The following is an 18,986-nucleotide window of genomic DNA, read 5'->3' as shown; positions in this document are numbered from 1 at the left end:
CTGTGGGAGCTGGCTTGCCTGCGATAGCGGTGCCCAGGTCACCACTGAGGTCGGTGTGACCCTAACTCCACCGCCGGCAAATCCCACTGCAACGGCGTGCCACTGATGCTCAGCGGGGCTAGCAGCCGATGGGCCTGGCCCCAGGCTGTCTGCTCCACCACCAGGCCTTGGTCATTGATGTCTTCTTCGCGCAATGCCGCTTGCAGTGGCACTTGCCCGGCCTCCACCAGCAACTTCGCCGTACGCGCCAACGACAAGCGCGCCGAACCGCCGCGTCCGGAGTCCAGGCGCTCGGCCAAAGCCCGGATCGCGCTGGCGGCCATCAAATAGCCGGTGGCGTGATCCAGCGCCTGCACCGGTAGCGGCAGCGGTTTATCCGTCTGTTTCCAAGCCATGCCGGCCTCGGCAATCCCGCTGCTCATCTGCACCAGGCTGTCAAAGCCACGACGATTACGCCATGGGCCGCTCCAGCCGTAGGCGTTGAGGCTGACGTCTATCAGTCCGGGGGCGATGTGCTGACGTTCGCCAAGGGTATAACCGAGTTGCTCCAGGGCATCGGCGCGGTAACCGTGGAACAGGATGTCGGCGTCCTTGAGCAACGCTTCGAACACTTGCCGGTCGTCGTGGTTCGTTAGATCCAGGCGGGCGCAGCGTTTACCCAGGGTCATTTCCGGGACGACGCCAGGTTCGTTCCAGGTGGGCGAGTCGATGCGCAGTACGCTGGCACCCAAGCCGGCGAGGAAACGACTGGCCACCGGGCCGGCCAGCACCCGGGTCAAATCCAGCACCTTGATGCCGGCCAGTGGGCGTGCTGCGGAACCGAGCCAGGGTTTGTCGGTGCCGGGTTCGAAGACCTGACGCTGGATCAACGCTTCGGCGTTTACCGCCAAGCCTTGGGGATGCTGCTGCCAGGCTTGCCAGCTACGCATCTGCGCCGCACAACCGCCCGCATCGACAACCGCCTGTTCCAGTTCGGCGGCTTTCCAGGTCGCGACTCTACTCGCCATGGCTGCGCGATCAGCGGCAGGCCCCAATACCCGCTCGGCCGCTGCGCGATGATGGGGCGCGTTGGTGTGCAGACGGATCCAGCCGTCGACGCTGGCGTAATCACCCGCTACCGGGTCCCACAAAGGCGGCACTTGCCACCCCACGGGGCGAATCGACGAGGAGAACCACAACGAGGCCAGGCGCCGATCCACGCTGACGCTGGGCAGGCGCCCGGTTTGTTGCTCAATCAACTGGGCGACGGCCTGGCCTGCGGCGCCGATGCTGGCGGCCGCCAGGTCTGTCACGGCGAAGGTCGAGGGCAAGGCGCCGGCCTGGGGCTGGGGCAGTGGGGCGTGCGGTAAAGCGAGTGCGGCTTGGATGGGAGTCAGCAGGTCTGTCATCAAAGGCCCTCCGTAAGAGAAGGGCCACTATAGAAGATCATCCCACCGGTGTGGCAACCCCAGGGATCAAGGGCAGTTCGATGCTGGCGATAAAGCCGCCATCGGGATGGTTGGCCAGGATCAGGTTACCGCCATGGCGCTCGGCGGCGCGACGGGCGATGGCCAGGCCCAGGCCATGGCCTTGGGCGGTCTGGCCCGGCGCCCGGTAGAACGGCTCGCCCAATTGGCTCAGGTGCTCGGCTTCAACGCCGGGTCCGTGGTCGCGTACGCTGATCAGAATGCGCCCGCCTTGATGCTGGGCCTGCAATTCAATCGGTTCGCCCACCGGGTTGAAGCGCTGGGCATTGCGCAGCAGGTTGTCCACGGCGCGTTCGATCATGGTCGGCCAGCCTTTAAGCTGCAAGTCATTGGCAGTCGTCAGTTGCACCACTTGCTCGGGGGCACTGAGTTGGGCGTCCTTTTGCAGCGTTTTAAGCAACGGCGTGAGGTCGATGTCTTCGGCGCTGGCGTTGTCGGCGTCGACCCGCGCCAATACCAGGATCTCGCTGATCAAGGCCTCCAGTCGATCGCATTCGCGGGTCAGGCGCGGCCAGAGTTTTTCCCGTTCTTCGGGGCTGGCGCGTTCGGCCAGGGCCAGGGCGATACGCAAGCGCGCCAACGGCGAGCGCAGTTCGTGGGACACGTCGCGCAGCAACTGGCGCTGGCTGCCGATCAGGCTTTGGAGGCGTGCGCCCATGCGGTTGAAGTCGTTGGCCAGCACGCCGAACTCGTCGCGCCGATTGGCCAGTTGCGCCAGGCTGTTCTGTTGATAAGTGGTTTGCCCCAGGTCATGCACCGCGCCGCGCAAACGGCTGAGTGGGCGGGTGATGGACAAGGTCACCAGCAGGCTGAACAGGGTCAGCACCACCAGGGTAATCGCCAATGCACTGAGCGGCCACAGCAGGCTGCTGCGGTGCCAGGCGTCCAGCTCCGGGTGAGGAATACGGTAGATCAATAGGTAGGTGTCGCCGGTTTTGGCGCTGGTGTACTCGGCGGTCAGGCGGCGCCACGGCAGATGGCCGTCCTGGCTGTCGTTCTGGCGGGCTTCGAAGGCGGCGGCGCGGCGCGGGAAGGTGCCGCGCACCACCGGGTCGCCGCTTTCGTTAAGCACTTGCACGTCGATGTGGTACTGGCGCTTGCGCTGCTGCAGCAACTCCTGGGCGGCGTCTTCGCCCTGGGTTTCGTAGAGCTGCGTCCACTCTTGGGCCAGGTTGTTGAGGCCAGGGTGGCGGCTGAGAATCCAGGCATCCTGGTTGAGCATGTGCCCAAGCAGGATCGACAAACCGGCAACCAGGGCGATGGCCAGCCAGAAACTCGCCAGGATACGCCAGAACAATGAACGCACAGGAAACCCTCAAACAGGAAAAGCCCAGCGGCGCGAACCACTGGGCTGGGGTGAAGCTAGGCCATTATTGCGCTTTTTGCGCTTGCTGGGCTTTCCAGGCCTGGAACTCTTTCCATTCGGCGCGGCGCTCGGCTTGTTTCTTGACGATTTCGTCGTACTTCTTCTGCTGGTCGGGCTTGAGCACGGCACGGATATCGGTCTGGGTTTTCTGCTTGCCGGCGGCGATTTCGTCCTGCATCGCCTTCTGGTCAGCGGCTGGCAGTTTGTCCAGGTACTTTTTGACCAGGTCTTTGCGGGCGTGCCATTGGTCACCCATCAGCTTGCGGATCTGCTCGCGCTGTTCCTTGCTCAAGTCCAGCTGGCTGAACGGGCCGCCTTTGCCACGCGGACCGTGTTCACCGTGGCCTGGGCCGCCCATCATGTGGCTTTCAGGACCACCCATCGGGCCTGGGCCTTCCGGCATTGCCATGGCAACGGTGGGCAGGGCAGTGGCGAACATCAAAGCGATAAGGGTCTTGCGCATGGTGATTCTCCTGTCTCTATTCCGGTGAGTCCGGATGTGAGTAGGTTACGCAGAGCAAGGTCAGCGGCGGTCAGGGTAGGGTAAAGCTTCGGTAAAGACGGGTTTGATAGGAACTGACAAAACCCTCGAGGCTGATGAGAACACTGGTGGGAGCTGGCTTGCCTGCGATAGCGGTGTGTCAGTCACCCTCATGCTAACTGGCCCACCGCTATCGCAGGCAAGCCAGCTCCCACAGGGTTGAGCGTGATGTTTAGAGGCTGTAGTAGTAACCACGACTACGCAGCGCCACGATCCGTGGCCGGCCATCGGGGTGGGGGCCGATCTTTTTACGCAGGTTGCTGACGTGCATGTCCAGGCTGCGGTCATACAGGGTCAACTTGCGGCCCAGGGCGATCTGCGCCAGTTCCTGTTTATCCAGGGGCTCGCCGGGCTGACGTAGCAATGCTTCAAGCAGGCGGCTTTCGGAGACGGTGAGGGCGAACTCCTGTTCATCGATGCTGACCACGCCGCGCACCGGGCTGAAGCACAGGTCGCCCAGTTCCAGCTGGGTCGATACCGCGGCCGGGTGGCTGCGGCGCAATACGGCGCGCAGGCGAGCCGTCAGCTCGCGCGGATCGCAGGGCTTGGCCAGGTAGTCGTCGGCGCCCAGTTCCAGGCCAAGGATGCGGTCCAGGGGCTCGCCCCGGGCCGAGAGCATCAGCACCGGCAGCTCCGGGTGGTCGTTGCGCAATTGCTTGAGTAGCTCCAGGCCGCTGCCGTCGGGCAGCATCACGTCGAGCACGACGGCCGCAGGCGCGCTGTCGGCCAGGGCTTTTCGGGCGCTCAAGCCGTCATGGCAGGCGCGTACCTGGAAACCTTCCTGGCTCAACCAACTGGTCAGCAGCTCACAGAGCTCCTGGTCATCATCTATCAGTAACAGCTCGCTCATGACTCACTCAATTTAGCCATTGTCGGCGGCGAAGGCCCCACCGGTGATGCCTCGAGCCATTAGGAGTGCGCCGAAACGATTAGGTTCGACGCAGCCGGGTTCAAGGCAAGACTTGCTTGAACGGCTTGACCACTACATCGGCGTAGACGCCTGCTGCGACATAAGGGTCAGCCTTGGCCCAGGCCTGGGCGTCGGCCAGGGAGGCGAACTCGGCGACGATCAGGCTTCCGCTGAAACCCGCGTCGCCTGGGTCGTTGCTGTCGACGGCCGGGTGCGGGCCGGCCAGTACCATGCGGCCTTCGGCTTGCAGCTGTTTGAGGCGCTCGACGTGGGCCGGGCGTACGCTCAGGCGTTTTTCCAGGGAGTTGGCAACGTCTGTGGCAATGATGGCGTAGAGCATGTCAGTCCTCGGTTTTCGGTGTGGTGTCATGCAGGTGGCGTGACAGGTAGATGCCCTGGCCGATCAAAAACAATACGGTCATGCCCAGGCTGCCAAACACTTTGAAGTCGACCCAGTAGTCCTGGAAGGTGAAGGCCACGAACAGGTTGGCGGCGCCGCAGAACAGGAAGAACACGATCCAGGCCACGTTCAGGCGCACCCACACCGGCTCCGGCAAGGTCAGCGCATGGCCCATGATCCGCTTGATCAGCAGGCGGTCACCGATGAAGTGGCTGCCGATAAACACCAGGGCGAACAGCCAGTTCACCACAGGGGCTTTCCATTTAAGGAAGGTTTCGCTGTGGAAGGCCAGGGTCAGGCCACCGAACACCAGGCAGGCGACGAGGGTGAGCCATTGGCTTTTTTCCAGCTTGCGCTGCGAGATGAAGATGGCGCCGTACACTACGATAGAGCTGATGATCAGTACGGCAGTGGCACTGTAGATGCCCCCGAACGACAGCTCGTGGCCGGCGATTTCGATGACCCTGGGGTCGAGTTTGGTAACGATGAAAAACAGCAACAGCGGGATGAAGTCGATGAATTGTTTCACAGTAAGAGCCAGAAGCTGGATGTGGCGGCATAATAACAAACATCCTTGGTTGCGATAGCGCCAGCTGACTTGAGGTTACACACCCCCGTGAATGTTGATTTGCACTGCCACAGCACGGCCTCCGACGGCGCCCTGGCGCCCGCGGTACTGGTTGCGCGTGCGTTTGAAAAAGGCGTGCGAGTTTTGGCATTGACCGACCATGACACCCTTGAAGGCCTCGACGAAGCCCGCCAGGCCGCGCACTCCCTGGGTATGCAGTTGGTCAACGGCGTGGAATTGTCCTGCACCTGGGGCGGCGCCACCATCCACGTGCTGGGCTACGGTTTTGATCAAAAGGCCCCGCCCTTGGTGGCGGCGATTGCCCAATTGCACGATGGCCGCTGGCTGCGGTCCGAAGAAATAAGCCGCAAGCTCAGCCTCAAAGGTATGCCAGGTGCCCTCGACGGTGCCCGTGCTATCCAGCAGGAATTGGGCGACAGCGGCAACGCACCGGCCCGTCCGCACTTTGCCGACTGGATGGTGCGTGAAGGCTATGTGAAGGATCGCGCCGAGGCCTTTCGCAAATGGCTGGGCGCCGGCAAGTTGGGCGATGTGAAGCTGCACTGGCCAACCCTGGAAGACACCGTCCAGACCCTGCGGGCCTCCGGGGCCTGGGTGAGCCTGGCGCATCCCTGGCATTACGATTTCACCCGCAGCAAGCGCCGCAAGCTGATCAGCGACTATATTGGAGCGGGTGGTCACGCCATCGAGGTGGTCAACGGGCATCAACCTGCCGAACAGGTCGGCAGCCTGGCGATCCTCGCCCGCGAATTTGGTCTGCTGGTCAGTGCCGGCAGTGACTTTCATGGCCCAGGCGGCTGGTCCGAGATTGGCGAATATCGCCAGGTCCCGGAAGATCTGCCGCTGTTGTGGGGGCGATTCAAGCATGACCCCATTATTGCCACCGTCTGAACAGGTAGAGCACGTGAGCCAATTCTTCCAGATTCATCCGGAAAACCCTCAGGCGCGCCTGATCAAGCAGGCCGTGGAGATCATCCGTGCCGGCGGCGTGGTGATCTATCCGACTGATTCGTCCTACGCCATTGGCTGCCAGATCGGCGACAAGGGCGCGGTGGAGCGAGTAAGGCGCCTGCGCCAGCTGGACGACAAGCACAACTTTGCGCTGATCTGCAGCGACTTGTCCCAGCTCGGGCTGTTCGCCAAGGTCGACACCGGCACCTTCCGCCTGCTCAAGGCCCACACGCCGGGGCCCTACACCTTCATCCTCAACGCCACCCGCGAAGTGCCGCGCCTGTTGCTGCACCCGAAGAAACGCACCATTGGCCTGCGCGTGCCGGAACACCCGATTGCCCTGGCGCTGCTGGCCGAGTTGGGCGAACCGCTGATGAGCGTGTCGTTGATCCTGCCCGGCGAAACCGAGCCGTTGTACGACCCTTATGAAATGCGCCGTTTGCTGGAAAAGCACGTCGACCTGATCATCGACGGCGGCTACGGTGGCAACAAGGCCTCCACGGTGATCAACCTGGCCGATGGCGAACCAGAAGTGGTGCGTGTGGGTTGTGGCGACCCGGCTCCGTTCATGGTCGAGGCCTGAATGTCAGCCGTGGAAGCCGCTGATCCCCAGGCTGGCGCCCAGCAGGAACTGCCGTTTGCTATGGTGTATGGCCAGGCGGTCATGGAAATGCCCCTGGACCTGTACATCCCGCCGGACGCCCTGGAGGTGTTCCTTGAAGCCTTCGAAGGCCCGCTGGACTTGCTGCTGTACCTGATCCGCAAGCAGAACATCAACATCCTCGACATTCCGGTGGCAGAAATCACCCGCCAGTACATGGGCTATGTCGAGCTGATGCAGTCGGTGCGCCTGGAACTGGCCGCCGAGTACCTGGTCATGGCCGCCATGCTCGCCGAGATCAAGTCGCGCATGCTGTTGCCGCGCTCGGAGACGGTGGAAGCCGAAGAGGATGACCCGCGCGCCGAGCTGATCCGCCGCCTGCAGGAGTACGAACGCTTCAAGGCCGCCGCCGAAGGCATCGACGGCCTGAGCCGTGTGGGCCGTGATGTGGTGGTGCCCAAGCTCGACGCTCCCGAGGCGCGCGCGCGCAAGTTGCTGCCGGACGTGAGTCTGGAAGAATTGCTGATGTCCATGGCCGAAGTACTGCGCCGTGGCGATATGTTCGAGAGCCACCAGGTCAGCCGTGAAGCGCTGTCCACCCGCGAGCGCATGAGCGATGTGCTGGAACGTCTCAAGGGCGGTGGGTTTGTACCCTTTGTCGAGTTGTTTACTGCCGAAGAGGGCCGACTGGGCGTGGTGGTGACTTTTATGGCGATCCTTGAGCTGGTCAAGGAGTCTTTGGTCGAGCTGGTGCAGAATGAGCCTTTTGCGGCTATCCACGTGCGGGCGCGAGCCGAATAACGAGCTGAATCGATGAATCTGACTGAACCCCGCGAACTGGCCCCTTTGCTGGAGGCCTTTCTCCTGGCCTCGGGTAAACCGCAATCTCTGGAGCGCCTGTTCGAACTCTTTGAAGAGGCCGAACGCCCGGAGCCGCCGGTCTTCAAGAAGGCCTTGGAGATCCTGCGCAAATCCTGCGAGGGCCGTGCCTTTGAACTGCGTGAAGTGGCGTCGGGTTACCGCCTGCAGATCCGTGAGAAGTTTTCACCGTGGGTCGGGCGTTTGTGGGAAGAACGCCCGCAGCGCTACTCGAGGGCGATGCTGGAGACCATGGCGCTGATCGCCTATCGCCAGCCCATCACTCGAGGCGAGATCGAAGACGTGCGTGGTGTGGCGGTCAACAGCCATATCGTCAAGACCCTGCTTGAGCGTGAGTGGATCCGCATTGTTGGCTACCGCGATGTGCCGGGCAAACCGGCCATGTTCGCCACCACCAAGGTGTTCCTCGATCATTTCAACCTGAAGAACCTCGACGACCTGCCGCCGCTGGCCGAACTGCGCGAAATGGAGGCCGAGCCGGTGCTCGATTTCGACGACGCGCCGGTGCCGCAAAGCCTGCAGGAACTGGCCGACGCCAGCGCCGAGCCGGAGGAGCCCAAGGACGAAACCAGTTTCCATACGTTGTTGCTGGAGCTGGACGACATGGAGCAGGGGATCAAGACCGACTTCGACGATTTGCTGCGTGATGGTGCGGCGGAGCCAGAAACCCAGGTGAACGTTGAATCCGCGCCTGAGGTCCAAACCGAAGAAGATATTCTCGGCGTGGCTGAAGCCCGCGAAAAGCTCTTGGCCGCCGTTGCCGCCCTCGAACAGCCGCCCCTGAGTGACGAAGAAGACGAAGCCCGGGCGCTGGCCGAAGCCATCGAAAACGAGCGCCGCCAGCTCGAAGACTGACCGGCTCTGACGTTCACCGCGCAACCCATGTGGGAGCTGGCTTGCCTGCGATGCAGACGCCTCGGTCTCTCAGATGCAAGGAGGTGATGCCATCGCAGGCAAGCCAGCTCCCACAGAGGATCGACCATGAGTGCCATGAAAGACCCGTGCATCAGCATCTGCAAATTCAACGATGACATCTGCGTCGGCTGTGGCCGCAGCAAGCGTGAAATCCGTGCCTGGAAGAAACTCGATAAAGCCGACAAGCGCATGGTTCTGGCCGAAGCCGAGCTGCGATTGCTGGCCCTGGGGGCCACCGGTCGGCGGAAAAGCAAATGAGCTGGGCGTTATCGACTAGTCTGGGATGCGCAACACGCGCCATGCGCGTATGATTCGCGACCCCTTGCCGAGCTATTTGGCCAAGGCCCCGCTTTCAATACCCTCAGGCCACGCCTGAATCGACCCACCGGGAGGTGCTTACGATGAATGACCAAGACCAGAAAGACCAGGAAATCGGCCCAGCAGGCGAAAAACTGCAAAAAGTGCTGGCGCGTATCGGCGTGGGCTCGCGCCGCGACGTCGAAGCCTGGATCACCCAGAAGCGCATCAAGGTCAACGGCGTCGAGGCAACCCTCGGCCAGCGCGTCGACCTGCACGATGCAATCACCATTGATGGCAAGGTCATCAAGCGTGAAGAGGCCGCCGAATCGGTGCGCCGCGTGATCATGTACAACAAGCCCGACGGCGAGATCTGCACCCGTGACGACCCGGAAGGCCGTCCGACCGTGTTCGACAAGATGCCCAAGCCTAAAGAAGGCCGCTGGATCAACATCGGCCGCCTGGACATCAACACCACCGGCTTGCTGATGTTCACCACTGACGGTGAGTTGGCCAACCGCCTGATGCACCCGTCCTACGAGATGGACCGTGAATACGCCGTGCGTGTACGTGGTGAAGTCGATGACGAGATGATCGAACGCCTCAAGGCGGGCGTGGTGCTCGAAGACGGCCCGGCCAAGTTCACCGACATCAAGCAGGCGCCGGGTGGCGAAGGTTTCAACCACTGGTACCACTGCGTGGTGATGGAAGGCCGTAACCGTGAAGTGCGTCGCCTGTGGGAGTCCCAGGGCCTGGTGGTCAGCCGCCTCAAGCGCGTGCGTTTTGGTCCGGTGTTCCTGAATTCCGACCTGCCGATGGGCCGCTGGCGCGAAATGAGCCAGTACGAAGTCGATATCCTCAGCGCCGAAGTGGGCCTGACGCCGGTTGCCATGCCGCAGATGAACGCCAAGAGCAAAGACAAGCTTGAGCGTATGCAGCGTAAATCGTCGCGCCCAGTGCCACGTACCGAACGTGTTGCCCGCACCCTGCGCCCGGCGCTGGATGCACCGGCCACCGGCGGTCGTATCTCGCGTCAGCCGCGCATTGAAGGTGAACGCCGCCCCACCACACCATCGCGTCAGGAAGGCGAGCGTGCGCCACGTACGCCGCGTCCTGCTCCGGCGGGTGGTCGCAGCAACCGTGGTGAAGCGGATCGCCCGGCCGACAACGCCAGCACCAAGCGTCCAGCCAAGCCAGCGGCGAACAAGCGCCCCGGCCCGAAACTGGTCGCCGATGAGCCGTCGGGCAAGCGCCGTGGCGCACCGGCCGGTTCCGGCCAGCGCCCTGGTTTTGGTCGCAAGAAGCCGCAGTGATGCGCTAAGTGCTGCGCGAAAACGCCAACCCTAGGGTTGGCGTTTTTTTTGCGATCTACATTTGAAATGCAACCAACTGTGGGAGCTGGCTTGCCTGCGATAGCGGTGGGCAAGCCCTAATGCCAGTCAGTTAAGACAGAATCGGTAACTGTGGCGAGGGAGCTTGCTCCCGCTGGGGCGCGAAGCGGCCCCAAAAAATGGGACTGCTACGCAGTCCAGCGGGAGCAAGCTCCCTCGCCACAAGTCACTGGTTGTCTGCTCTAGCTCTTAACTGACTGGCATTAGGGCAAGCCCGGCTCCCACAGGGATCTCTACACGTCTGACGGTCTTTTAAAAGGCAAAGGCGCCATCAAACACCGGCTTGTCATCCAGCGCCAACACCCCACTGGCAAAGATCAGGTCCAGGTGATGACTGCCTTTCTGCCCGCCACCCAAGCCCAGGTGCAGCCCGCAGTGACGCTCTTCAAACCCGGCATTGCGCGCATACAGGTCCTTGACCCCTTCATTGGTGCCAATCCCCAACTCCTCCACGCGACGGTTGGACGGGTTGGCGTTCAGGTACTTGTTGAAGTCATCTGCCAGCCCCGGCACTTCGCTGGCCACGCTGCACACGGTGGAGTTCTCGATCCATAACTCCAGCGGCGATTGCAGCACGCCGTATTTGCGTGCAAAGGGGATGGTACTGAGGAAGGTGCCGACAAACCGCACCTGGCCGTTGATGGCTTCGCTGTGGGTGGCGATTTCTCCGGGCGCCAGGTCGTGGTTGCCGACGCCGTTGATATTGGTCCACTTCTTGATGCTGCTCATCGGCGCTTCCAGGCGCGAACCGTGTTTGTCGGTAAAGCTCAGCACGTTGGCCTGGGCCATGCGCCGGATCAGTGTGGCGTTGAGGTCGGCGATGCGTTGGGGCTCGACGCTGAAGGTGTCGTAAAAATAGTCGCCGTAATCCTTGAACAGCAGGGATTTCTTCCAGTGCTCGGCCATCACGCCTTGCAGGGCGCGGATAAAGTCAGGGCCTTCGGCGCGTGGGTTGGGCAGCGTGGAGGAATCGTAGAGAAACAGGTACAGGTCACAGGTTTGAATGGCCTGTGCCAGGGTGTCGCTGGGCGCCAGGTCCAGGCGTTGCAGTTGGAAGTTGAAGCGGGCGGCGCTGCCGTGGGTGATCGTCTGGGCGATGGCGTCATAGCGCTCGGTATGGCCCAGCAACACGGTGGGGCGGTTCAGGCCGTTGAGGGCCGGGTGGTGAGCAAGGTAGTAGAGAAAGTGTTCGACGGCGCGGGCCTTGTCCATGACGGGTGTCCTTCGGTGCCTTGGGTAAGGGGGCAGGCGCCGTGCACAGCGCCTGCCGGATGCCTGCCGGGTATTAGAAAGGCCACATCGCGGTGCCAAAAGGCACAACGGCATCGGCTTGCATCATTTCAACGGCGGCCTCATGGGTCGGCGCTTCAAACCAATCGTCGAGTTGCAGTTCGGTTTCCAGGTCGTTTTCCAGTGCTTGCATGGTGTATCTCCTAGAGGACGTTGATTGAGAACGGCTCACCCACAGGCTTCGCGGGCAAGTGGAAAGAACCTAGAAGAGAGTGTTTCGAAATGCAAAAAATTTATTGACACGGTTTCATTTGGATTTTTTCTTCTGTTTTTTGGCGGATTTTTTTATTCAGGCAAAACAGTTAATTGGCTGAAGCGATTCTTCAGACGTGGCCTTCCGACAGAATTCCGTTGAGGGCTGCCAAAGTCTGGCTGTAACGCAGGATTTCCGTGGTGTAACGATAGATTTACGCAACTGCCCTGGCTTTGTTGGGGGGGCGCGCCGATGTAAGCATTAGCTGACAGAATTGACTGTGCACTTTCTCGGTGCGTGCCGAAGCTGTCGAGCGGTGTACAATGCGCCGCGTTTTACTGTGACCCCCCTTGCGTACCCACGCAAAAGGCCAAGACCTCAGGGTTTGATCCCCCTGATCACTCCGCCTGGCCACGAGCCGGACGGGTTCGATTTCGTCACAGATAAAAACAAACAGGTGACGCATGACCATTAGAAAGACGCTGTACTCCTGGTGCCTGCGCTGGGGTTTGAGCGGCGCTGCTTGAGTCGGTAATTCAAGGCAGCAACCTGCATTCAACTCTTCAAACCTTGCGTGAGACCCTTTTCATGAGTGGACCCCATTCCTCTTCAGGCGAGCTGAAACGCGGCCTGAAAAATCGGCATATTCAGTTGATCGCCCTCGGTGGCGCCATCGGCACCGGCCTGTTCCTGGGCTCGGCCGGGGTGCTCAAATCCGCCGGCCCGTCGATGATCCTGGGCTATGCCATCTGCGGCTTTATCGCCTTCATGATCATGCGCCAGCTTGGCGAGATGATCGTCGAGGAGCCCGTCGCCGGCTCCTTCAGCCATTTTGCCCACAAGTACTGGGGCGGTTTCGCCGGTTTTCTGTCGGGCTGGAACTGCTGGATTCTGTACATTCTGGTGGGTATGTCGGAGCTGACGGCCGTCGGCAAGTACGTGCATTACTGGTGGCCGGAGATTCCGACCTGGGTCTCTGCGGCGGCCTTCTTCGTGCTGATCAACGTGATCAACCTGGCCAACGTCAAAGTCTTCGGTGAAGCCGAGTTCTGGTTCGCCATCATCAAGGTGGTGGCGATCGTCGGCATGATTGCCCTGGGCAGCTACCTGCTGGTCAGCGGCAGCGGCGGTCCCCAAGCCTCGGTCAGCAACCTGTGGGAGCATGGTGGTTTCTTCCCCCATGGCGTCGGCGGCTTGGTGATGGCCATGGCGATCATCATGTTCTCCTTCGGCGGCCTGGAAATGCTCGGCTTTACTGCTGCCGAAGCCGACCAGCCACGTACTGTTATCCCCAAGGCGATCAATCAGGTGATCTACCGCATCCTGATTTTCTACATCGGTGCCCTGGTGGTGCTGCTGTCGCTCACACCGTGGGACAGCCTGCTGGCGACCCTCAACGCCTCCGGCGATGCCTACAGCGGTAGCCCGTTCGTGCAGGTGTTCTCGATGCTGGGCAGTAACACCGCCGCGCATATCCTCAACTTCGTGGTGCTGACCGCCGCGCTGTCGGTGTACAACAGCGGTACCTACTGCAACAGCCGCATGCTCTTGGGCATGGCCGAGCAGGGCGACGCGCCCAGGGCCCTGGCGAAGATCGACAAGCGTGGCGTGCCGGTGCGTTCGATCCTGGCCTCGGCGGCGATCACCCTGGTGGCGGTGCTGATGAACTACCTGATGCCCCATGACGCGCTGGAACTGCTGATGTCGCTGGTGGTGGCCACGTTGGTGATCAACTGGGCGATGATCAGTTTCTCCCACGTCAAGTTCCGCCAGCACATGAACCGCACCGGCCAGGTGCCGCTGTTCAAGGCGTTGTGGTATCCGTATGGAAACTACATCTGCCTGGCGTTCGTGGTGTTTATCCTGGTGATCATGCTGATGATGCCGGGGATTCAGGTGTCGGTATATGCGATCCCGGTGTGGGTAGCGTTCATGGCAGTGTGTTACTGGATCAAGAACAAGCGCACGGCGCGGTCAGCTATTGGCGCAACGGGTCCGGTTCTGGAGTAGGACTTTTCCCCTTGCAGAAAACCCGGCGCCCTGCCGGGTTTTTTGTGGGTATGGCAGGTTAGAATCGCCCCCTCTTTTTTCCGCATGCCCGGAGGCCCCGATGCAATACACCGACGTCGCCGATAGCGCCTTGCAGCGTGATGAACTGGAGGACTTGATCGGCCGGCACAGCGGCCCTTTGCGCTTGATCGGAGTAGATTTAAGTGGCGTCGACCTGTCGCGCATGGCACTGGACAACTGGGTGTTCGAGCGCTGCACCCTGGTCCAGACCTCGTTTCTCGGTTCTCGACTGGAAGGGACTCAGTGGAAAAACTGCCGAGCCAGCCTCGCCATTTTCGAAGCGGCCAACCTGCTCGAGGCGCAATTCCACAGTTGCGATCTGAACAACACTCGTTGGCAGCGCAGCAAACTGTCCCAGGCGGCTTTTACCCAGTGCAAGCTGACGGGCGCCAATTTCACCCATTGCGCGTCACTGGGGCTGAGCTTCAGCGAAACCCTGCTCAACAGTGCCTTTTTATCCGGGTTGTCGTTTGCTCGAAGTGTGCTCAAGAATCTGGATTTTTCCGACAGCGACTTGTCGGATACGGACTTTCGCAAGGCTGAACTGGTCGACTGCAGCCTCGCACATGCCCGCATCAACGGCGCTAATTTTGCGGGTGCCGACTTGCGCGGTGCAGATTTGAGCGGTTTTCGTCTCAATGATGCCAAACTGTTCAAAGGCGCCGTGATTTCCAAAGCCCAGGCGTCGATATTGTTGTCTGAGTTGGGCTTGTCCGTTGCCTAAGGTTTTGATTGATGCTGGAAATTTCCAACAATGTGCACCTGCCCGACGCCGAGATCGAGCTGACCGCCATTCGTGCCCAGGGTGCCGGTGGGCAGAACGTCAATAAAGTGTCGAGTGCGGTGCACCTGCGGTTTGATATTCCGGCCTCGTCGTTGCCGGAGTTTTACAAGGAGCGCCTGCTGGCGCTGCGTGACAGCCGGATCACCAGCGAAGGCGTGCTGGTGCTCAAGGCCCAGCAATATCGCACCCAGGAGCAGAACCGCGCCGATGCGCTGGAGCGCCTGGTGGAGTTGATCCAGAGCGCCACCAAGGTCGAGAAAAAGCGTCGTCCGACCAAGCCCACCCTGGGTTCGAAGAAACGCCGCCTGGAGTCCAAGACCAAGCGCGGCAGCATTAAGGCCGGGCGCGGCAAGGTCGACTTCTAGGCGTCGCGTGTTTCGCGGGCCTTAGGCGCCTGGCGGTACAGGTAGAAGCTCAGCAGCAAACCGGCGAAAGCTGCGAGGGCGGCGAACAAGAAGATCGAGGCAAAGCCAAAACCTGCCGCCACGGCGCCCGCCAGCGGCCCGGTGATGCCCAAGGACAAGTCGATAAACAGCGAGTAGGCCCCCACCGCCGAGCCACGGCTGGAGGCCGGCACCAGGTTGACCGCCTCTACCCCCAATGCGGGGAACACCAAGGAAAAGCCGAAACCGCTCAACGCCGCACCCGCCAACGCCAGTTGGGCATCCGGCGCCAGCCACAGCAGCAGCAGGCCCAGCACTTCCACTGACAGGCAGGCGATTGCGACGCGAAAACCGCCAATGCGGTTGATCAAATTGCCAAACAGCAAGCGTGCGCCGATAAAACTGGCACCGAACAGGCTCAAGGCCCACACCGCGTTATCCCAGTGCTGGGTGCTGTAATACAACGTGATAAAGGTGGCGATGGTGCCAAAGCCGATGGAGCCCAGCGCCAGCGCGCAACCATGCGGCAGCACGCGGCCCAGCACGTTCATGAACGGCAAACGTACGCCGGGCACAATCGGCGCCGCTTGTTTTTTCCAGGCCAACAGCACACCCAGCACGGCCAACAGAATGATGCTGACGCCCATGCTCCACAGCCCAAAATGGCTGACCAGCAGCACCCCCAACGGCGCACCCACCGCCAGCGCGCCGTAGCTGGCGATGCCGTTCCAGGAAATAACCTTGGCCGTGTTCGCCGCGCCGACACGGCCAATGCCCCAGCCAATCGCGCCCGAACCCACCAGGCTTTCAGCGCTGCCCAGCACCAGCCGCCCGACCAGCAGGCAGCCGAGGCTCAGAGCCGGCAGGCTGGAAAACCACGCCGCAAACAACATGAACACGCCACTCAAACCGCAGCCCACCAAGCCGATCAGCACGGCGCGCTTGCTGCCCAGATTGTCGATGATCTTACCGGCATAGGGGCGGCTCAGCAGGGTTGCCAGGTATTGCACGCTGATCACCAGCCCGGCGATGACGGCGCCATAGCCCAGCTGGCTATGGACATAACCCGGTAGTACGGCCAGGGGGATGCCGATATTCAGGTAGCCGATGAAGGTAAACAGCACGATGGAAACGACTTGCAGCGTGACCGTCATGGGGCGCTGGGTATCTGGCATGGGAGAGATCCACTGTCGCAGCAGGTAAAGATAGGCTGCTAATGATACCGGTGCGCAAGCCGGGCAGGGCGGCAAAAATGTAAAACGTCAGATCTAAGGCAGATCAAGCTTGGGCGGGGGCCAGCAATTGGGTGGTCACCAGGGCCGCCAGGGCGTTTTCCTGGGTGCCGAAGCGCTTGAGCAGTGCTGCTTGCTTGTCGGCACTGAGGCGGTTCCAGACTTCGACCATCTGCAAGGCAGCGTCGAGTACAGCGGCGTCCGGCGTGTCGGAAGGGGAAGTGGTCATAGTGAAGGTCTCGGATAATTCAGGCAGTGTGGAAAGCGCTCAAAGGCGCGCTTTCCACACGGTCTGGTACGGCGTCAGTCTCGGCTTTCGCGCTCGACTGGTTTTGCTTCTTTGGCCTCAGGCTGCTTGTCGCTGGCCTGCTGCGGTGTTGGCTGCTCAGTTGGGTGCAGGCTTGGGAAGGGGAGATTAGGTATCTCGTGCATCGTGGTCGCTCCTCGCAAGGTCTGTTTTTTCAATCGCAGGTGATTCCGCGCTCTCAAAAAGCCTTGGCAGGATACAGCACCGTAAATGACAAAAAGACTTTTATCTCCACAGATGCACAATTTTTAATGGTTCAGGCGCAAGTGACATGAGGTCACACCCCTAGAACGGCACCTTGCCCAGGATCATGTCGCGGTACATCACAAAATCCCCCAACAAGCTGTAGAACGGGTGTTGAAAGGTGGCGGGGCGGTTCTTTTCGAAGAAGAAGTGGCCAATCCAGGCAAAGCTGTAGCCCGCCAGGGGCAACGCCAACAGCAGAACCAATGAGCCTCTGCCGATGGCGTACGCCAGAATGCCTATTACCAGGGTGGTGCCGATAAAGTGCAGGCGTCGACAGGTGCTGTTGCCGTGTTCGCTCAGGTAGTACGGGTAGAACTCGGCAAAACTGTTGAATTTCTTGATGTTTTCCACGGTCACCGGCCCTCTGGTTGCTGTGCCGCCAACGGGTGCGCGGCGGGGAGCTTATTTGAGTCTAGAGTGATCAGTGCTAACAGCCAGTGACAATAGATGCCACTTTAGTATCCTTGGAGATAGGCGCGTAAATATCGGGCTGTAGAGGCAATGTTGTCATAACCCTGGCATTACCCCCGAAAAGAGCCTCTGCCTTGCTGCCTGCCCCGGTGTCCGCCGATGGCATCCAGCGACCATAAATCCTTGCGATCATGGTCCAGTCTTTGTGCCCCATCTGGCTCGCCACCCACATTGGATGCTCTCCCGCAGAAAGCATCATAGAGGCGTAGGTGTGGCGAGTTTGGTATGGGCGCCGGTAGCGCACTCCTGACTTCTTCATGGCCGGAAGCCAAAGTATTTTTCGGATACGGCCAGACTCCTCCCATGGTTGGCCACTATGAGGGTTCATGAATATCCGCCCGCCGGCCAAAAACGTTAGGGCCTTTTGCTGGGTCAGTGCATCCAGCGCAGGCTTCAACAACTTCACCGTCCGTCTGCCGCTCGCGGTCTTCGGAGTCTCTGGCGCATTCGCTGCTCGCGTCTTGGCGCGAACAATGCGAATAGATCCGCCAACCCAGTCAACATCCCCCCACTCCAAAGCAATAAGCTCGCTCGGCCTGAGGCCCGTCCAGAATGAGAAAATCATCTGTGCGCGCTGCTCTTTTGGCGTTGCTGCCAAAAGTGCCTGCTGCTCCTCTACAGTGAATGGATCGACGTCATCATCCTCCTTGAGCTCCTCCCTGTTCTTGTAATTCCACCCGACCATCGGGTTGATCTCCAAAACCTCATCCTCTACCGCGTCGTCAAGCGCGGATCTAAGGCAGCTCTGCAGGTTCGTCATTGTCTTGTTGCCGACCTTGTACTGGGAAAGCCTGTCACGCACATGCTTGCGCGACAGCTCACCTAGTGACAAGTGGCCGAACATTGGTATAAGCCGGCCATCTATCATTTCCCGATAGTGTTCGGCAGTGCTCGACTTGAGCTGAGCCTTTTTCTTGTCCAGCCACTCAACCAGGTAAACGCCCAGGCTCTGGCGATCTTCCGGAGTCTTGAAAGCCAAAGCCTTCTTGGAGTTAGGAAAGGTTAGAGCGTAATCGAATGTACCCGCGAGAATGGCGTGCTCAATCGCAGCCTTGTGCAGTTCTGCTTTCTTTAGGTTAGCGGCGCTGGGCTTGAGCTGGACGCGCTCACGGCACCGGACGCCCTGGTATTGGAACGTGATCTCGATACTACTTGCAGACGCGGCGCGGACGCCTCCCCCATCTCTACCCATGAGTAATACCCCTCAACATCTATAAGGACGCGACCGTCTGGAGCTTTTTTCCATACGGTGTGCTTCGGCCAAATGCCGTCGCGGATTTTGGTTCGGATGGCATCTGGTGTATAGCCAGACTCCCTGGAGAACTGCTCAATGGTTTTGTATCTGACCGGTCCGCTCATGGATTTAGCACCTTAATCCAGAGTCTCCCTATTTTTAGAACCCTCACGTATCCAGCTCGTTCGCTAAACAGCGGAACGTATCCTGGGCCTACCCAGCGAAAGTGAAGGCCGTAGCCTCCGAAGACGCGGAACCACCAATAGCGCGTACAAAATCCTTTATCAGTCATGCCTTCCTCCCCGACTTCCGCGCCCAGCGCTCAGTCGTCACAGTGATAAAGTTGCGGATGCCGGTCAGTACCTGGAACATCTCGCCGTCGAATTCGATGAACAGTCCGGATTTCATGCGCTCCGGTACGCGGTCGATCACGTCGAGCAGGCGACCTACGCCGCCATCCTCCCGTCGTT

Annotated in this window: 22 protein-coding genes and 1 pseudogene; 10 read left to right on the top strand and 13 right to left on the bottom strand. The window is 60.6% G+C overall.

All coding sequences use genetic code 11. The features are described from left to right. Window positions 1-38 precede the first annotated feature (38 nt). From JJD66_RS18025 to JJD66_RS18000, 6 genes are all read right to left on the bottom strand, one after another. Window positions 39-1,388, bottom strand: a complete 1,350-nt coding sequence (locus JJD66_RS18025) for a CoA transferase (RefSeq protein ID WP_200648690.1) — start codon at window positions 1,386-1,388, stop codon at window positions 39-41. A gap of 37 nt (window positions 1,389-1,425) precedes the next feature. Next, window positions 1,426-2,772, bottom strand: a complete 1,347-nt coding sequence (locus tag JJD66_RS18020) for a sensor histidine kinase (protein ID WP_054898400.1) — start codon at window positions 2,770-2,772, stop codon at window positions 1,426-1,428. A gap of 64 nt (window positions 2,773-2,836) precedes the next feature. Then, the gene (locus tag JJD66_RS18015) at window positions 2,837-3,295 is read right to left on the bottom strand and encodes an LTXXQ domain protein (RefSeq protein ID WP_034128544.1); all 459 of its coding nucleotides are present in this window, start codon (window positions 3,293-3,295) and stop codon (window positions 2,837-2,839) included. Between the two features lie 250 nt (window positions 3,296-3,545). Next, on the bottom strand, window positions 3,546-4,223 hold the full coding sequence (locus JJD66_RS18010; RefSeq protein WP_003193803.1) for a response regulator transcription factor: 678 nt from the start codon (window positions 4,221-4,223) through the stop codon (window positions 3,546-3,548). Window positions 4,224-4,323: 100 nt separating this feature from the next. Continuing rightward, window positions 4,324-4,623: a YciI family protein gene (locus JJD66_RS18005; RefSeq protein ID WP_034128543.1), complete on the bottom strand. Its 300-nt coding sequence runs from the start codon at window positions 4,621-4,623 to the stop codon at window positions 4,324-4,326. 1 nt (window position 4,624) lies between these two features. Beyond that, the gene (locus JJD66_RS18000; RefSeq protein WP_034128542.1) at window positions 4,625-5,212 is read right to left on the bottom strand and encodes a septation protein A; all 588 of its coding nucleotides are present in this window, start codon (window positions 5,210-5,212) and stop codon (window positions 4,625-4,627) included. An 87-nt stretch (window positions 5,213-5,299) separates the two neighbouring features. Between JJD66_RS18000 and JJD66_RS17995 the strand changes: the two genes are divergently transcribed. The 7 genes and pseudogenes from JJD66_RS17995 to JJD66_RS28515 form a co-directional block, all read left to right on the top strand. Then, complete coding sequence (locus JJD66_RS17995; protein ID WP_003193798.1) at window positions 5,300-6,163, top strand: PHP domain-containing protein; 864 nt, start codon at window positions 5,300-5,302, stop codon at window positions 6,161-6,163. 13 nt (window positions 6,164-6,176) lie between these two features. Then, window positions 6,177-6,806 carry an L-threonylcarbamoyladenylate synthase gene (locus tag JJD66_RS17990; protein ID WP_003193796.1) on the top strand — a complete coding sequence of 210 codons (630 nt, stop codon included), beginning with the start codon at window positions 6,177-6,179 and terminating at the stop codon, window positions 6,804-6,806. 120 nt (window positions 6,807-6,926) lie between these two features. Further along, window positions 6,927-7,625 (top strand): segregation and condensation protein A, encoded by a 699-nt coding sequence (locus tag JJD66_RS17985; RefSeq protein WP_164365898.1) that lies wholly within the window; start codon window positions 6,927-6,929, stop codon window positions 7,623-7,625. 12 nt (window positions 7,626-7,637) lie between these two features. Continuing rightward, complete coding sequence (gene scpB / locus JJD66_RS17980; RefSeq protein ID WP_200648689.1) at window positions 7,638-8,558, top strand: SMC-Scp complex subunit ScpB; 921 nt, start codon at window positions 7,638-7,640, stop codon at window positions 8,556-8,558. Between the two features lie 126 nt (window positions 8,559-8,684). Further along, window positions 8,685-8,876: a DUF1289 domain-containing protein gene (locus JJD66_RS17975; protein WP_198716243.1), complete on the top strand. Its 192-nt coding sequence runs from the start codon at window positions 8,685-8,687 to the stop codon at window positions 8,874-8,876. A gap of 143 nt (window positions 8,877-9,019) precedes the next feature. After that, window positions 9,020-10,228, top strand: a complete 1,209-nt coding sequence (rluB, locus tag JJD66_RS17970; RefSeq protein ID WP_200648688.1) for a 23S rRNA pseudouridine(2605) synthase RluB — start codon at window positions 9,020-9,022, stop codon at window positions 10,226-10,228. A gap of 148 nt (window positions 10,229-10,376) precedes the next feature. Then, a pseudogene (locus tag JJD66_RS28515) lies at window positions 10,377-10,475 on the top strand (N-acetyltransferase); the annotation flags it as partial. 83 nt (window positions 10,476-10,558) lie between these two features. On the opposite strand, the gene JJD66_RS17965 reads toward JJD66_RS28515, so the two are convergent. Both JJD66_RS17965 and JJD66_RS17960 read right to left on the bottom strand, forming a co-directional pair. Next, window positions 10,559-11,518: a leucyl aminopeptidase gene (locus JJD66_RS17965; RefSeq protein ID WP_198716242.1), complete on the bottom strand. Its 960-nt coding sequence runs from the start codon at window positions 11,516-11,518 to the stop codon at window positions 10,559-10,561. Between the two features lie 73 nt (window positions 11,519-11,591). Continuing rightward, window positions 11,592-11,729: a hypothetical protein gene (locus JJD66_RS17960; protein ID WP_003175756.1), complete on the bottom strand. Its 138-nt coding sequence runs from the start codon at window positions 11,727-11,729 to the stop codon at window positions 11,592-11,594. Between the two features lie 648 nt (window positions 11,730-12,377). Here JJD66_RS17960 and JJD66_RS17955 point away from each other — a divergent pair. The 3 genes from JJD66_RS17955 to arfB all read left to right on the top strand — a co-directional run bounded on the left by JJD66_RS17955 (window position 12,378) and on the right by arfB (window position 15,008). After that, window positions 12,378-13,799 (top strand): amino acid permease, encoded by a 1,422-nt coding sequence (locus JJD66_RS17955; protein ID WP_057975120.1) that lies wholly within the window; start codon window positions 12,378-12,380, stop codon window positions 13,797-13,799. Between the two features lie 100 nt (window positions 13,800-13,899). After that, window positions 13,900-14,583, top strand: a complete 684-nt coding sequence (locus JJD66_RS17950; protein WP_200648687.1) for a pentapeptide repeat-containing protein — start codon at window positions 13,900-13,902, stop codon at window positions 14,581-14,583. An 11-nt stretch (window positions 14,584-14,594) separates the two neighbouring features. Next, on the top strand, window positions 14,595-15,008 hold the full coding sequence (arfB, locus tag JJD66_RS17945) for an alternative ribosome rescue aminoacyl-tRNA hydrolase ArfB (protein WP_034128536.1): 414 nt from the start codon (window positions 14,595-14,597) through the stop codon (window positions 15,006-15,008). On the opposite strand, the gene JJD66_RS17940 is transcribed toward arfB, so the two are convergent. From JJD66_RS17940 to JJD66_RS17920, 5 genes are all read right to left on the bottom strand, one after another. Then, complete coding sequence (locus JJD66_RS17940) at window positions 15,005-16,201, bottom strand: MFS transporter (RefSeq protein ID WP_054896694.1); 1,197 nt, start codon at window positions 16,199-16,201, stop codon at window positions 15,005-15,007. The genes arfB and JJD66_RS17940 overlap by 4 nt on opposite strands. Window positions 16,202-16,304: 103 nt before the next feature. After that, window positions 16,305-16,487 (bottom strand): hypothetical protein, encoded by a 183-nt coding sequence (locus JJD66_RS17935; protein ID WP_054918213.1) that lies wholly within the window; start codon window positions 16,485-16,487, stop codon window positions 16,305-16,307. Between the two features lie 363 nt (window positions 16,488-16,850). After that, a complete protein-coding gene (locus tag JJD66_RS17930) occupies window positions 16,851-17,162 on the bottom strand; it encodes a DUF962 domain-containing protein (RefSeq protein WP_034128574.1) in 312 nt (103 codons plus the stop codon). A 76-nt stretch (window positions 17,163-17,238) separates the two neighbouring features. After that, entirely contained in the window at window positions 17,239-18,474 is a 1,236-nt protein-coding gene (locus JJD66_RS17925; protein WP_200648686.1) for an Arm DNA-binding domain-containing protein, read from the bottom strand. Window positions 18,475-18,804: 330 nt separating this feature from the next. Then, on the bottom strand, window positions 18,805-18,986 hold a 182-nt coding region (locus JJD66_RS17920), incomplete at its 5' end, for a hypothetical protein (protein ID WP_200648685.1).

The organism is Pseudomonas sp. MF6751 (assembly GCF_016613265.1).
In the GTDB taxonomy this organism is placed as follows: Bacteria; Pseudomonadota; Gammaproteobacteria; order Pseudomonadales; family Pseudomonadaceae; genus Aquipseudomonas; species Aquipseudomonas fluorescens_BV.
The sequence above is the reverse complement of the archived record's forward strand: the minus strand, read 5'-3'. Positions and strand labels throughout refer to the sequence as shown.

Excerpts from the sequence above, each read along its gene's own strand:
- JJD66_RS18005 (WP_034128543.1), bottom strand. The coding sequence starts at position 4,623 with ATGCTCTACGCCATCATTGCCACAGACGTTGCCAACTCCCTGGAAAAA.
- JJD66_RS17975 (WP_198716243.1), top strand. The coding sequence starts at position 8,685 with ATGAGTGCCATGAAAGACCCGTGCATCAGCATCTGCAAATTCAACGAT.
- JJD66_RS18025 (WP_200648690.1), bottom strand. The coding sequence starts at position 1,388 with ATGACAGACCTGCTGACTCCCATCCAAGCCGCACTCGCTTTACCGCAC.
- arfB (WP_034128536.1), top strand. The coding sequence starts at position 14,595 with ATGCTGGAAATTTCCAACAATGTGCACCTGCCCGACGCCGAGATCGAG.
- JJD66_RS17960 (WP_003175756.1), bottom strand. The coding sequence starts at position 11,729 with ATGCAAGCACTGGAAAACGACCTGGAAACCGAACTGCAACTCGACGAT.
- JJD66_RS17940 (WP_054896694.1), bottom strand. The coding sequence starts at position 16,201 with ATGCCAGATACCCAGCGCCCCATGACGGTCACGCTGCAAGTCGTTTCC.
- JJD66_RS17935 (WP_054918213.1), bottom strand. The coding sequence starts at position 16,487 with ATGACCACTTCCCCTTCCGACACGCCGGACGCCGCTGTACTCGACGCT.
- rluB (WP_200648688.1), top strand. The coding sequence starts at position 9,020 with ATGAATGACCAAGACCAGAAAGACCAGGAAATCGGCCCAGCAGGCGAA.
- JJD66_RS17925 (WP_200648686.1), bottom strand. The coding sequence starts at position 18,474 with ATGGGTAGAGATGGGGGAGGCGTCCGCGCCGCGTCTGCAAGTAGTATC.
- JJD66_RS18010 (WP_003193803.1), bottom strand. The coding sequence starts at position 4,223 with ATGAGCGAGCTGTTACTGATAGATGATGACCAGGAGCTCTGTGAGCTG.
- JJD66_RS17955 (WP_057975120.1), top strand. The coding sequence starts at position 12,378 with ATGAGTGGACCCCATTCCTCTTCAGGCGAGCTGAAACGCGGCCTGAAA.
- JJD66_RS17965 (WP_198716242.1), bottom strand. The coding sequence starts at position 11,518 with ATGGACAAGGCCCGCGCCGTCGAACACTTTCTCTACTACCTTGCTCAC.
- scpB (WP_200648689.1), top strand. The coding sequence starts at position 7,638 with ATGAATCTGACTGAACCCCGCGAACTGGCCCCTTTGCTGGAGGCCTTT.
- JJD66_RS17950 (WP_200648687.1), top strand. The coding sequence starts at position 13,900 with ATGCAATACACCGACGTCGCCGATAGCGCCTTGCAGCGTGATGAACTG.
- JJD66_RS18015 (WP_034128544.1), bottom strand. The coding sequence starts at position 3,295 with ATGCGCAAGACCCTTATCGCTTTGATGTTCGCCACTGCCCTGCCCACC.